The organism is Hymenobacter profundi, from assembly GCF_019334315.1.
Lineage (GTDB): Bacteria > Bacteroidota > Bacteroidia > Cytophagales > Hymenobacteraceae > Hymenobacter > Hymenobacter profundi.
In genome coordinates, this window is the sequence record NZ_JAHWGL010000031.1 from 31,299 (window position 1) to 44,890 (window position 13,592).

Below are 13,592 nucleotides of genomic sequence, written 5' to 3' on the forward strand. Positions count from 1 at the left end.
TGCCGTACGGCAGCCCTTTTTTCGTGTGAAGATTGTATTTTACAAATCCAACTCTTCGGCCGTCTCTTCCAGCTCCTGTGGACGCGTCACGCGGAGCTGTACTAGCTCCACGGCGCGGCGGGAGCGTTGCAGCACCCGAAACTCGTAGTTGTCGAGAATAGCTGTGTCGCCCACGTCGGGAATGTTGCCGTAGATCATGTTTAGTAGGCCACCTACCGTCTCATAGTCGTCGCCCTCTGGGAGGGGGTAGGGGAGGTACTCGTTGGCATCGGGAATGGGCGTGGCGGTGTTCACGCGGTATTCGTTTTCTGATACCTTCTCCACTACCGGTACTTCGTTGTCGTACTCGTCCTGTATTTCGCCTACCAGCTCCTCAATGATGTCCTCAATCGTCACGATGCCCGATACGCCGCCAAACTCGTCGCTCACGATGGCCATGTGCATGTGTTTGCGCTGAAACTGGCGCAACAAGCGGTTGATTTTCTTGGTTTCTGGCACAAAATAGGCTGGCCGCATAATGCGCGACACTACAATTGGCTCGCCGCGGCGCACAATCTGCAACAAGTCTTTCACGTAGAGCACGCCCACAATGTTGTCGATGCTATCCTCGTACACCGGAATGCGCGAGTAGCCTTCGCTGTACGCAATTTCCAGTACCTGATCCTGGGGTGCGTTGATGTCGACGGCCGCAATTTTGGTGCGGGGCACCATAATCTGCTTCACCATGCGGTCGTTGAACTCGAACACGTTTTCGAGCAGCTCGTGCTCCGAGTCCTGCAATTCGCCGCTTTGCATGCTCTGGTCGAGCAATAGGCGCAGCTCCTCCGTAGTGTGTACTTCAGAGCTATGCGAAACTTGGCCGCCAAACAGGCCCGCTACCGCGTTGGAGAGCTTGTTGAGTACCCAAATCAGCGGAAACGTGATAAGGTAGAAACCACGTAGAGGCGCTGCAATGGCCATCGAAATAGTTTCGGGCTTCTGAATGGCCAACACCTTCGGTGCTTGCTCGCCAATGACGATGTGCAGCGACGTGATGACAATAAACGAGGCAGCCACTACCGAAAAGGTGTGCACCGTCACGTCGCTCACGCCAATGCCCATACTGTGCAAAATGCTCAGTACCACATCCGATACCACGCTTTCGCCAATCCAACCCAATGCCAACGATGCCAGCGTAATGCCCAGCTGCGTAGCCGATAGGTAGGCATCCAGATTCTGTAGCATAGTGAGGGTCAGGCTGGCCAGTCGGTTGCCGCCCTGCGCCTTCAGCTCAATCTGCGAGCTGCGCACTTTCACCAGCGCAAACTCGGCCGCCACAAAAAATCCATTCAGCAAGACAAGCAGAATGGTAAACAAGATCTTTAAGCCCATAGGTGCGGACGCTGCAGCTCACGCGGCTCAGCGCCCTTTGTATCGCAAAAATACGAGATTATTGGCAAGCGGTTGGGGCAGTTCGCTGTTAAGTAAGTAAGCTACTGTTTGAAACCTCGGCAGGTCGAAGCGGTTAGGTCCGCAGGATAGTGTGTCAACGTGCAACTCTGACACACTAATTTTGTGTTAGTTCCTACCGTTCTTTGTGCTACGCAAGCTCCGCCGCGTCGAAAAAAAAGTTTATGTCTACTCTCAAAAAGCTAGTACCGCTGCTGGTGCTCCTGTTGTTGCCGCTGTGGCCCGTTGCCGCGCAGGTACTCACGCCTACCAAGCTCACGGCCGCCGTCAGCAAAACCACTGCGAAGGTGGGCGACGAAATCGACCTAGTAGTGAATGCGCGCATGGAGCCCAACTGGCACCTGTACGCCACCAATTTCGACCCCGACCTAGGGCCAACGGTTTTCACGCTCACTATTCCTAAAAGTGCGGCCTATGCGCTGGTAGGTCCGCCGAAGTCGGTAGGGGAGAAGAAGAAGTTTGATGACGTGTTTAAAGGCGACGTCACCTATTTCGAAGGCACTGGCCAGATCAAACAGCGCATCAAAATTCTCCAGCCCGGCACCCTCACCATCAAAGCCGAAGCCGACTACCAGACCTGCACCGATGTGGACGGCCGCTGCGTGCCTGGCAACGATGCCCTGTCGTTTGGCCCGATTACGGTAACCGGCACGGCTGCCGCCCCCAGCACGGGAGCTGTAACGCCACCCGCCGCTACCCCCACATCGGCTACTACCTCCCCCACGGCGACGCCCGCCACGCCTACTGCCACTGCGGCCGCAACGCCCGAATCTATGACGGCAATTGCCGCAACTGATGCCACCCCGGCACCAACTGCCGATACGGCTACCCTGGGCTCCGCAGTAACTACGGAACTGGCCGCGAGTCCAGGTGCCGTTACGGCTGTTCCTACCCCGGCGGCTTCGGTAGCGGCCACGGCCCCTGCCGTCGATCCGGCAGCGGGCGGGCTGTGGGCGTTTGCCTTTGGGGCTTTCGTGTTTGGTTTGGGCGCCTTAATTACGCCTTGCGTTTTCCCCCTGATTCCGATGACGGTTTCGTTTTTTACCAGTGGGGGCGACAGCCGGCAACGGGGCATCACCAAGGCCGTGGTTTACGGCTTGTCCATCATCTTCATTTATGTGGTGATTGGTTTATTGGTGACGGTGCTGCTGGGGGCGGATGGCCTCAACCTCATCAGCACGCACTGGCTGCCCAACCTGATTTTCTTCGCGGTTTTTGTCACGTTTGGCCTGTCGTTTCTAGGCTTATTTGAAATTACCCTACCCCACGGCATGGTCAATAAGATTGACGCGCAGGCCGATAAAGGTGGCTGGGGCGGCGTGTTTTTCATGGCTCTCACGCTGGTAGTGGTGTCTTTTTCGTGCACGGGACCTATTGTGGCTACCATTCTGAGTCTGGCCGCGCAAGGCCAGCGGGTGACTCCTGTTGTTGGGATGCTGGGCTTTTCGTTGGCGTTTGCGCTGCCGTTCACGTTGTTCGCTATCTTCCCAGCATGGTTGAAAAGCCTACCCCGCTCGGGCGGCTGGCTGAATACAGTGAAGGTGGTGCTGGGCTTTGTGGAATTGATGTTGGCGCTGAAATTCCTGAGCATGGCCGACCTTGCTTACCATTGGAACCTACTCTCTCGCGACCTATATATCACCATTTGGATTACGCTCTCGGGCTTGCTGGGTCTTTACCTGTTGGGCCGCTTCAAACTCTCCCACGACTCCGACCTACCCCACCTGAGCGTGGGCCGGCTGCTGATGGCCGTGCTGGCCTTTGGCTTTATGGTGTACCTGGTACCGGGCCTGTTTGGGGCGCCGCTGCCGCTGCTGGCCGGCTACCTGCCTCCCCAAACCAGCCATGATTTCTCGCTGGCCTCGGCTGCTACCCCCATGGCGCCGGCTACCCCCGCTACCAATACGCTCTGCGAAGAGCCCCGCTACGCCGACTTCTTGGAATTGCCCCACGGCCTGCACGGCTACTTCGACCTGGCCCAGGCCCAGCGCTGTGCCCGCGCGCTGAACAAGCCCATCTTTATTGACTTCACGGGTCACGCCTGCGTGAACTGCCGCAAGATGGAAGCCACCGTGTGGAGCGACCCGCAAGTGCTTAAGCGCCTGCGCGACGACTACGTGGTAGTGGCCCTGTACGTAGACGACAAAGCCGCGCTACCTGCCAACGAGCAGTACACCTCCGCCCACGATGGCAAGGAAAAAACCACGCTCGGCAAGAAAAACGCCGATTTGCAGCTCACCGGTTTCAACGTAAATGCCCAGCCCTACTACGTGCTGCTAGACCCGGAGGCTCCCGCCGACCTAGCGCATACATTGGCGCCCCCCATTGCTTACGAGCCCGATGTAGCCGCTTTCGTGCGCTTCTTGGATGCCGGCTTGGCGCAGTATAAGCGGCAAAATCAGCCGGTGGCGGCGCGTTAGAGGCAGCCTTCGCCGTACCATATCTGTCTATTGTTCAGTGAAAGAGGAAACAGCGTCAGCTTTTTCCTCTTTTGCGTTGTTTCGGCTCATTGCAAACCCGGTTTCTGCGCTGCTTTATGAAAAATTGCTTGTTGATTTTCCTGCTTCTATGGGGTGCCGTTGCCGGTCGGGCGCAATCTACCACCGCCCCCGATCCGAACCGCATCACGCTGGTTATTCATGGGGGCGCGGGCACCATCACGCGGGCCAATATGTCGGCGGAAAAGGAGCAGGCCTACCGCACGGTGCTGAACCAGGCGTTGCAAACCGGCTACGCTGTGCTGAAGAAAGGCGGCACCTCGCTGGACGCCGTGCAGGCTACCATTCAGGTGATGGAAGATTCTCCGCTGTTCAATGCGGGCAAGGGGGCGGTGTTCACCCACGAAGGCCGCAACGAAATGGACGCGGCCATCATGGACGGCAACACACTGAAGGCTGGCGCCGTGGCGGGTGTTACGGTGGTGCGCAGCCCCATCACGGCGGCGCGGGCTGTGATGGACCAGTCGGAGCACGTGATGCTGGCTGGCCGCGGTGCCGAGCAATTTGCCAAAGAGAAAGGCCTCGCTATTGTTGACCCTAGCTATTTCTATACAGAGGCCCGCCACCAACAGCTCGAAAAAGCTTTGGCCGCTGAGAAAAGCGCCGGTACGCCCGATCAACTCAATACTCCTACCAAAGTAGAGGCCGCGCCCGTCAAGAAAGCCAAAACCAAATTGAAACCCGGTAAGCCGCAAAGCGCTGTCCCTTATGAAGACCAGATCTTTACGGAGGGTAGGAAGTATGGTACCGTGGGTGCCGTGGCCGTGGACCAATACGGCAACCTGGCCGCTGCCACCAGCACCGGCGGCATGACCAACAAGCGTTACGGCCGCATTGGCGATGCGCCCCTCATCGGCGCCGGCACCTACGCCGATAATAACGCCTGCGCCGTATCGTGTACGGGTTGGGGCGAATTCTTCATCCGGGCTACGGTGGCCCGCGATGTGGCCGCTCGCATGGAGTACCAGAAAGTGCCTCTGGCGCAGGCCGCGCAAGCCACCATCGAGAAGGTAGGAAAAATGGGAGGCGATGGTGGTCTGATTGCCGTAGACCGCCAAGGCAACATTGCCATGCCGTTCAATTCAGAAGGCATGTACCGGGGCTATATTAAAGCCAACGGCGACGCGCAAATTCTGATTTATAAGGAGTAAGCATTTGCTGGCGGGTAGTGTTTTGCGGGATTACAAAGCAGCCTCGCCGGATGAGTACAATAATTGTAATGAAACGCCTGTTTTCCTGCCGAAAATACCTGAACTTTGCGCCGCTCTTTATCCGGAGGAGGTTAGGGAGCCGTAAGGCAGCTATAGCTATGTGCTCAGAAAAGGGCAAAAAGAAAGGCTGCACCCACCCAGATGCAGCCTCCTAATAAAGAACGTACCCACCCAGATACGTCCCGGTACTCTTCCACTTCCCAAAATCCACCCAAAAAAGCTGTAGAAGAAGGATTCGAACCTCCACGGTGTAGTTAGCCGGCCGCCGGACCAGTTTATCCCGAATCACCACCCGCGAGAGAGGCGGGCATGTCTGCCAGTTTCATCATTCTACAATGTCTGATGTAATCGTCCGCCGTTCGCGTTTGATTATGACAAATGTAGTAGTTGAATCGTTATTATAAAATTTTATCAGACATTTGCTCAAAAATTTACATTAAATTTAATAATAGGCAGTATGCATTGCCAAATGCTTAAACACACCGCTAAAAAATGGCCCGCAATTACGAACTTGATGACACCGACCGCAAAATATTAGCGCTACTGATAGCAGACGCTAAAATGCCCTACACTGAAATTGCCCGCAAGGTGCACGTATCCGGAGGTACGGTGCACGTGCGCATGGCCCGGCTGGAGGAGCTGGGGATTGTGCAGGGTGCTACCCTACGTATTGACTATGAGAAACTTGGGTATGGCGTAACGGCCTTCATTGGTATCTACCTGCTCAAAAGCTCAATGTATAACGGCGTGGCGGAGGAGATGAAAAAGATTCCGGAAATCGTGAGCATGAACTACACGACTGGCAACTACGGCATCTTTGCCCGCCTCGTGTGTCGCGATACGCAGCACCTGCGCGAGGTATTGCACGACCAGATTCAACTGATTGAAGGTATCGAACGAACAGAAACGCTGATTTCGTTGGAAGAGTCGCTAAACCGCCCTATTCAACTACTGTAACAATTTAGTGTTCAAGCAAAAAGCCCCGTTCCTGTACAGGAACGGGGCTTTTTGCTTGAATGAAGATAGAGTGCCTTAGGCAACCGTTACCTGCGCATCCAGTTTCTGGGCCAGTACGTGCTTCGGTACAGCACCTACTTGCTTGTCTACAATCTGACCGTTTTTGAAAACGAGCAGGGTAGGAATGCTGCGGATGCCGAATTTGGCCGAAGTCTGTGGGTTAGAGTCTACGTCGACTTTGCCTACCACTACTTTGCCTTCATATTCGCCGGCCAGTTCTTCTACTACGGGGCCTACCATGCGGCAAGGGCCGCACCACTCAGCCCAAAAGTCGACCAGTACCGGCTTATCGGAGTTGATGATTTCGTCGAAGTTAGAATCGGTAATCTCGATTGCTTTGTGTCCCATGACAGTAGGGGGTTGATGATACAAGGTTAAAATGCTTCTTACGAGCCTTGGGCTTGCAAGGTAGCAGATTGGGAGTTTAACAAGCGAACCGTAGGAAAGTTCAGACCTGCGCGCTATTTGGCTGTGGTAGCTCCTACGTGGTTTATTACAGAAAACCAGCCCGACCAAATCAGCGATAAAAACTAGTTGGTACCACTCAAATCGATGGAAGTAAGATCTGCCTCGCCCTGCGCGTTTGTAACGGTTTGCCAGACAGGAGCGGCCGTGGTAGCGGCAGGTGGCGTAAGGAGAAGGTAGGTAGGGCGCGCAGCATTCGGCACCAGAAGATAACCCGTGGTGCGTACAGTCTGTGACCCCGTGCGTAGGGCAAGAATACGGGCATAATAGGGCCACGCCAACTCCACGTATTGTCCGGGACTCAAACGGGCAATTTCCTGATTACCCACGAATACGGGAATAGCTTCGGGATGAGCAGCGTCGGGCCGGCGGTATAGGTATACGTAGGCGGTATCGGCCTGGGCCGGCTTACGGCCTAGCGGGTCGGGGTAGGGCGCCAGCTGGCTGGTGCGCATGTCAAGCGCATAAGCTGTGGGCTCGCCCGTATGGTCTGGAACAGGCACTACTCGGACACCACCTGTTATCATAACACTTGCCTGAGTTTTAGATTTGGCTTTCATGAAATTGACATCAAGCGGTGCTTCGCCTACAAACGTGAAAAAATCGTGCTGACGGGTCAGCGGGAAATACGAGCCCCCTTGTTGCACGTACGCTTGGTAGCCATCTGAGAAACCCCATAAGTCTTTGGGATGGGTGCGTACTCCTTGGCCATCTACCAGTACTGGTCGTACGCGCGTAATGCCTGACCATAAGTACTTGGCCGGGTGGCCATACAGTCGCACAGCTACGGTGTCCGTGAGTACGGTCACGCTGGAATCGGGCCGATTGGTGAGGAACTGCGTGAAGTTTCGGTACACCCCGCGCCGTGGCGACTCGCGCAAGATAGCCGCCGTAGGGCCGGCCGTGGAGGAACGCCCGAGCGAGGTTGCTACGGGCGCTTCGTCGGCGGTGAGCTGGGTCAGCGTGCGGGCCGGGCCTTGGGCAGTAGGCGGCCAGGGTGGGGTAAGCTGCTCCAGGCATTGTTGTAGGAGGGAAGCCACGTGCCCGGCGTGCAAGGCCGTGGTTTCGAGCGCTCGCCCTGAGGTACTGGCCCCTACACTCTGCACCAAATGATAGCCATCGGCTGCGTGCAGGTACACATCGGCTGCCAGCGCCGCGCTGGCGTCTTCCGTCAACCCATTAAGCTGTTCGCCTATCCGTAGTTGCCGAATGCACAGCGTAAGGGCCTGATCGGTAGGACGGGCAGGAAGCTGACGACGCAGAAAATCCGTCAGCTCTTGCTCCAGGCCATTTCGGAAGAGTACCGCCGCCGGCTTATTGCCTAAGCCTCTGTACACGAGCCCAATACCTGGCCGCCCTGGTCGGCCATCTACTACCTGCTCCACATGTACGGAGCGGTTGGGAAGGGTCACTGTTTGTTTGCTCAAATCTAAATAATAGACTTGGCTGCGAGCCGGTAGCATCGTTAGCAATGCTAATAATAATGTAAGTATCCCGTAAAGTGGGAGCCGCAGGGTAGGGCCTGTGCGCATCATGTAAGTAGACTTCTATGCAATAGAAGCGGCGCGGGCAATAATTACTCCAAGACAGGCCCTACTTTCTTAGATCAGCTGACAAACTTCCAGTTCCAACTCTCTCATTTTGGTGATAAACGCTTTCGGCTCGATCTGAAAGCGTCGCGAGAACATGTCTACCGCCAAGTGCTCGTGCGGCTCGGCAAACTGAATTTCCAGGCGTTTGCGGCCGGGCGCGGCCTCAATGGCGGCTTCCAGCTTATCAATCATGGGGCCAGACACGGTGCGCAGGTCCAGGCGCACGCGCACGCCTTTGCTGAGCTTTTCGGCTACTTCGCTGAGAGGCTCCATATTCAGGATTTTCAGCTCCCATTGGTCCTCCGAGCCGTAGCGCAACGATACTTTGGCCCGAATATACATCGGTGGTACCTGCTCGTTAGGGTAGTTGCGCGGATTGATAACGTGCGTAAAGCGCGTGTACTCATCGCGGAACAAGGCCAGTTGCAGCGACGAGTCGTAGTCTTCCAGCGTGAAGGCCGCGAACGGCTGCCCGTTGCGGGTGGTGCGGTAGGCCACGTTCGTAATCAGCCCCGCCACGTTGATATCCTTGTTCTTGTGGTTCTCGATTTTGTCGAGCGACGTGGTGCAGTACGAGTCGATTTCCATCTTGTAGTTATCGAGCGGGTGGCCCGATAGGTAGAACCCTACCACATCTTTCTCGCGGCGGAGTTGCTCGGTGGCGGGCCACTTCTCCATGTCGGCTACCTTGGGTAGGGGCATGGCCACCGCCCCAAACGCGCTGCCGCCAAATAGGCTCTGCTGGGCCGAATCCTGATCGGCTTGGTGCTGCTGGCCCAGCTTCACGGCCTTGTCGATGAGGTTTTGGTCACCCGAGGGCGCCTCCACGAACTGGCGGCGGTGGTAGCGCTCAAACGAATCGAACGCACCCGACAGAGCCAGGCTTTCAAAGGTTTTTTTGTTCACGGCGCGTAGGTTCACGCGCTTCGCGAAATCGAAAATATCGGTGTATTTGCCTTTGCGCTTGCGCTCCTGCACGATTTCCTCCACGGCCGCTTCGCCCGCGCCCTTCACCGCAGCCATCCCGAAACGAATCTGGCCCTTCTCGTTCACGTTGAACTTCATGATGGATTCGTTCACATCGGGGCCGAGCACGGCCACACCCTGCTTGCGGGCTTCTTCGATGAAAAACGTCACCTTCTTGATGTCGCCCATGTTGTTGGTGAGCACCGCAGCCATATACTCGGCGGGGTAGTGGGCCTTGAGGTAGCCGGTCTGGTAGGCCACCACCGAGTAGGCAGCGGAGTGGGAGCGGTTAAAGCCGTAGGCCGCAAACTTCTCCATCACGTCGAACACCTCGTTGGCTTTTTTCGCCACAATGCCGTGCAGCTTTTTGGCGCCCTCACAGAACTTCTCGCGCTCCATGGCCATCTTCTTCATGTCCTTCTTACCCATGGCACGGCGCAGCAAGTCGGCGCCGCCGAGCGAGTAGCCGGCCAGAATCTGGGCCGTCTGCATAATCTGCTCCTGGTACACCATAATGCCCTGGGAGTAGTTCAGGATGGGTTCCAACAGCTCGTGCGGGTACTCCACCGGCTCCTTGCCGTGCTTGCGGTTGATGAAGTTCGGGATGAACTGCATGGGACCGGGCCGGTACAGGGCGTTCATCGCAATCAAGTCCTCGATGTTGGTCGGGCGCAAGTCTTTGAGGTACATGCGCATGCCTTCCGATTCAAACTGGAACGTGCCAATGGTGTCGCCGCGCTGGTACAGCTCGTAGGTTTTCAGGTCGTCGATCGGAATGTCGTCGATGTCGATTTTGACGCCGTGGTTCTGCTCAATCAGGCGCATGGCATCCTCGATGATGGTCAGGGTTTTGAGGCCCAGAAAGTCCATCTTCAGCATGCCGGCACTCTCAATCACCTTGCCGTCGAACTGGGTCACGAGCAGGTCCGAGTCCTTTGAGGTAGAGACCGGAATGTACTTCGTGATATCGTCGGGGGCGATGATGACGCCGGCGGCGTGAATGCCGGTGTTGCGCACTGAGCCTTCGAGGCGCTCGGCGAGGCGCAAGATCTGGCCTTTCAGGTTGTCCGGCGCTTCGTCGCGGCGAATCATGTCCAGTTCCTGCACCTCGGCAAAGGCTTTGGCCAGGGTAGTGCCTACCTGCTCGGGCACCATCTTGGTGAGGTCATTGGTCTGGGGTAGGGGCAGCTCCATGGCCCGCGCCACGTCTTTGATAGACGACTTGGCAGCCATGGTACCGAAGGTGATGATCTGGGCTACCTGGGTTTTGCCGTACTTGTTCACCACATAATCGATGACCTTCTGACGGTTCACGTCGTCGAAGTCAATATCGATATCAGGCATCGATACACGCTCGGGATTCAGAAAACGCTCGAACAGCAGCGAGTACTTAATCGGGTCGATGTTGGTGATGCCGATGCAGTAGGCCACCGCCGAGCCCGCCGCCGAGCCCCGGCCCGGACCTACCGCCACGCCAATGCTCCGGCCGTGGTTGATAAAGTCCTGGGTAATTAAGAAGTAGCCCGCAAAGCCCATCGTTTCGATGATGCGCAGCTCATAGTCCAGGCGTTCCTCGATTTCGGGCGTGTGTTCCGAGTAGCGGGGGCGGTTGCCCTCAAACGCACCTTTGTAGGTAAGGTGACGTAGGAACGCGTCGGCCGTAGGGTGCTCGGGGGGTAGGGGGAAGTTGGGCAGGAGAATATCGCGCTGCAACTTGGGCGGCGTGATTTTGTCCACGATTTCGTTGGTGTTGTCTACGCTTTCCGGCACGTCGGCAAACAGCCGGTTCATCTCCTCCTGGCTTTTGAAGTAGAACTGGTCGTTGGGGAAACCGAAGCGCGCGCGCGGCCGGGGCATCTGCCGCTCCTCGTCGATGCGCATGAGCTGGCGCCGCACCGAATCGTCGCTTGCCGCCATCGGACGGATGGTGTCGAGGTGGTCGTAAATCACCTTGTTGTCGCCCGAAATCAAGCGGAAGTAGTTCGTCTCGAAATCGCCAACCGGAATGCTGTGTTCCTCGCCGGTGTTCACGCAGAGTAAGAGGTCGTGGGGCGCAAAGTCGTTCTGCTCCACGTAGTGCGAATCGTTGGTACAGATGACCTTGACATTGTATTTGTGCGCGAGACGCAGCAGCACCTGGTTCACATCTTCCTGGCTTTTGCCGGTGTTGTCGATGTTCATCAGGCCGTGGCGCTGGATTTCGATGTAATAGTCCTCGCCGAATACATCCAGCCACCACTTCAGCATCTCTTCCGCTTCTGCCTCCGATTTCCAGAGAATAGCCTGCGGCAACTCCGCGCCAATGCAGCAGGAGGTAGCAATTAGGCCCTCGTGGTATTGCAGCAGCAGCTCCTTATCGATGCGCGGAAACTTGGAATACACGCCCTCGATGTAGCTCATCGAGCACAGCTTGGCCAGGTTGTGGTAGCCGGCCTGGTCCTTAGCCAGCAGCAACTGGTGGCGGCGAATATCCCGCTCGCCTTTCTCGCGGCTGAACGCCTTTTTGTGGCGGTCTTCTACCAGGTAAAACTCGCAGCCCACAATAGGCTTCACGTTGTATTTATTCGCCTCAGCCACAAAGTTGAAGGCCCCGAACATGTTGCCGTGGTCGGTGAGGGCTACGGCGGGCATGCCGTCGGCCTGGGCCTTTTTCATCAGGGCCGAGATGCTGGCTTGGCCGTCGAGAAGGGAATATTGGGTGTGGCAGTGTAAGTGCGAGAATACGGGCATGAGCAACGGGCGCCGCGCCGTTAGGGCGCGAAGCGGATAGTAAAGTTACCCACGAATCAGCGGACAGGAAAGGTTGTGCGGTAAGAGGTTTTGTATAAGACACCACATGCAGGCGTATTACACGCTACTGTACTATTACCGGAAGTCGTTGGCAAACTAAACCGTGAAATTCACGAAAAGCTAGTGTGAAGGACGCCGATACCATCACTCTATTCCACGGTTTGAAAAGAGCAAGCTGAACCCGTTGAGTTTAAAAGCGTTTACCTTAGCATACATAATGTTTTGTTTTTCGGGTCCTGCCGGATTTTTCTCGATATGCAGCGCATTCTTCTCTCCGTCTCCTAACGGTTGCGTCTTTCTGTAGGCAGCAACCCTACCCTCATGAAAGTCCTTACCGCCCTCACCGACCCGGTGTATACCGAGCCCGTTGCGCCTACCCGTCTCGATACGTTCCTGCTGCGCTTCTGCCAAGACAAGCGTGACCTGCCGTTTCTCTACCTCTTACTGGAAATCTCGGCGACGCTGGTGCCTATGGCCGTGGCCTTATTTCTGCCGTTGCCGGGGTGGGCATGGTGGTCGGTGCTGGTTGTATATTTAGGGCTATCCACTTTCTATTTTAAAGGTCCGTTTGGGCTGATGCTGCATTGTACCAGCCACCGAATCTTGTTCAAGAAGAAGTATGGGTGGATGAATCAGTACATACCGTGGGTGATTGGGCCGCTGTTTGGACAAACGCCCGAAACGTACTACACCCACCACATGGGCATGCACCACCCCGAAAATAACCTGCCTGACGACGAAAGCTCCACCATGTATTACCAGCGCGACTCGTGGCTGAGCTTTGGGCACTACCTCGCCGACTTCTTACTCCTGGGCTTCCCGAAGCTGTTTGGCTATCTGTCGCGCACTGGCAAAACCAAGTTTAAATGGCGGGCTTTCAAGGGGGAGCTAGCCTTCATTCTGGCCTGCGTGGTGCTGGCCTTCGTGAACCTGCCAGCTACGTTTGTTGTGCTGATTCTGCCGTTGATTGTTGCGCGCATCGTGATGATGCTGGGCAACTGGAGCCAGCACGCGTTTATCGACGGCAACGACCCCGCCAACTGCTACACCAATAGTGTAACGTGCATTAATACCAAGTACAACCATAAGTGTTGGAACGATGGCTACCACATCAGCCACCACCTCAAGCCCGCCCTGCACTGGACCGAGCACCCCAATCACTTCCGCAAAAACGTGGCTGAGTACGCCCGCCAGGAGTCGGTGGTGTTCGATGGTATTCACTTCCTGCACATCTTCGCCTACCTCATGACGCGCCGCTACGACTTGCTGGCCCGCAACTTTGTGAACCTGGATGGCCGCTACGCGTCAGATGTAGAAATTATTGATCTGCTTAAAGCAAGGACACAGCGCATTGCCCGCGTGCCGGAGCCAGTGTTGGCATAGCTATAGCTACTGAGTAGGAGTTGAGTTGTTCGTTAGCTAGTAGCAAAAAAGCCGCTGTCATCCTGAGCACAGCGAAGGACCTTCTCACATAGAAACAAGTCTTTGTTACGACTGTCGTTCAGATGTAAGAAGGTCCTTCGCTGTGCTCAGGATGACAGCGGCTTTTTTGCTGCCACCCGACAAATTACTTCGCTGGCGTGACGGTCAGCACCTCACCGGGG

8 protein-coding genes are annotated in these 13,592 nt (G+C 56.1%); 4 read left to right on the plus strand and 4 right to left on the minus strand.

Annotation, left to right across the window (positions count from 1 at the left end; genetic code table 11):
- Positions 1 to 39 precede the first annotated feature (39 nt).
- A complete protein-coding gene (locus KYK14_RS09615) occupies positions 40 to 1,371 on the minus strand; it encodes a hemolysin family protein (RefSeq protein WP_185281171.1) in 1,332 nt (443 codons plus the stop codon).
- Positions 1,372 to 1,613: 242 nt separating this feature from the next.
- On the opposite strand from KYK14_RS09615, the gene KYK14_RS09620 reads away from it, so the two are divergent.
- The 3 genes from KYK14_RS09620 to KYK14_RS09630 all read left to right on the plus strand — a co-directional run bounded on the left by KYK14_RS09620 (position 1,614) and on the right by KYK14_RS09630 (position 6,115).
- The gene (locus tag KYK14_RS09620) at positions 1,614 to 3,869 is read left to right on the plus strand and encodes a protein-disulfide reductase DsbD family protein (RefSeq protein WP_219158654.1); all 2,256 of its coding nucleotides are present in this window, start codon (positions 1,614 to 1,616) and stop codon (positions 3,867 to 3,869) included.
- Between the two features lie 116 nt (positions 3,870 to 3,985).
- Entirely contained in the window at positions 3,986 to 5,098 is a 1,113-nt protein-coding gene (locus KYK14_RS09625) for an isoaspartyl peptidase/L-asparaginase family protein (protein ID WP_219158655.1), read from the plus strand.
- A gap of 552 nt (positions 5,099 to 5,650) precedes the next feature.
- Positions 5,651 to 6,115, plus strand: coding sequence for an AsnC family transcriptional regulator (locus KYK14_RS09630; protein ID WP_185281168.1), 465 nt, complete (start codon positions 5,651 to 5,653; stop codon positions 6,113 to 6,115).
- Positions 6,116 to 6,190: 75 nt separating this feature from the next.
- Here KYK14_RS09630 and trxA read toward each other — a convergent pair whose 3' ends face one another.
- The 3 genes from trxA to dnaE form a co-directional block, all read right to left on the minus strand.
- A complete protein-coding gene (gene trxA / locus KYK14_RS09635) occupies positions 6,191 to 6,523 on the minus strand; it encodes a thioredoxin (protein ID WP_185281167.1) in 333 nt (110 codons plus the stop codon).
- Between the two features lie 182 nt (positions 6,524 to 6,705).
- A complete protein-coding gene (locus tag KYK14_RS09640; RefSeq protein ID WP_219158656.1) occupies positions 6,706 to 8,067 on the minus strand; it encodes a hypothetical protein in 1,362 nt (453 codons plus the stop codon).
- A gap of 174 nt (positions 8,068 to 8,241) precedes the next feature.
- Complete coding sequence (gene dnaE, locus KYK14_RS09645; protein WP_219158657.1) at positions 8,242 to 11,928, minus strand: DNA polymerase III subunit alpha; 3,687 nt, start codon at positions 11,926 to 11,928, stop codon at positions 8,242 to 8,244.
- A 381-nt stretch (positions 11,929 to 12,309) separates the two neighbouring features.
- Between dnaE and KYK14_RS09650 the strand changes: the two genes are divergently transcribed.
- Complete coding sequence (locus KYK14_RS09650; protein ID WP_219158658.1) at positions 12,310 to 13,371, plus strand: fatty acid desaturase family protein; 1,062 nt, start codon at positions 12,310 to 12,312, stop codon at positions 13,369 to 13,371.
- Positions 13,372 to 13,592 lie beyond the last annotated feature (221 nt).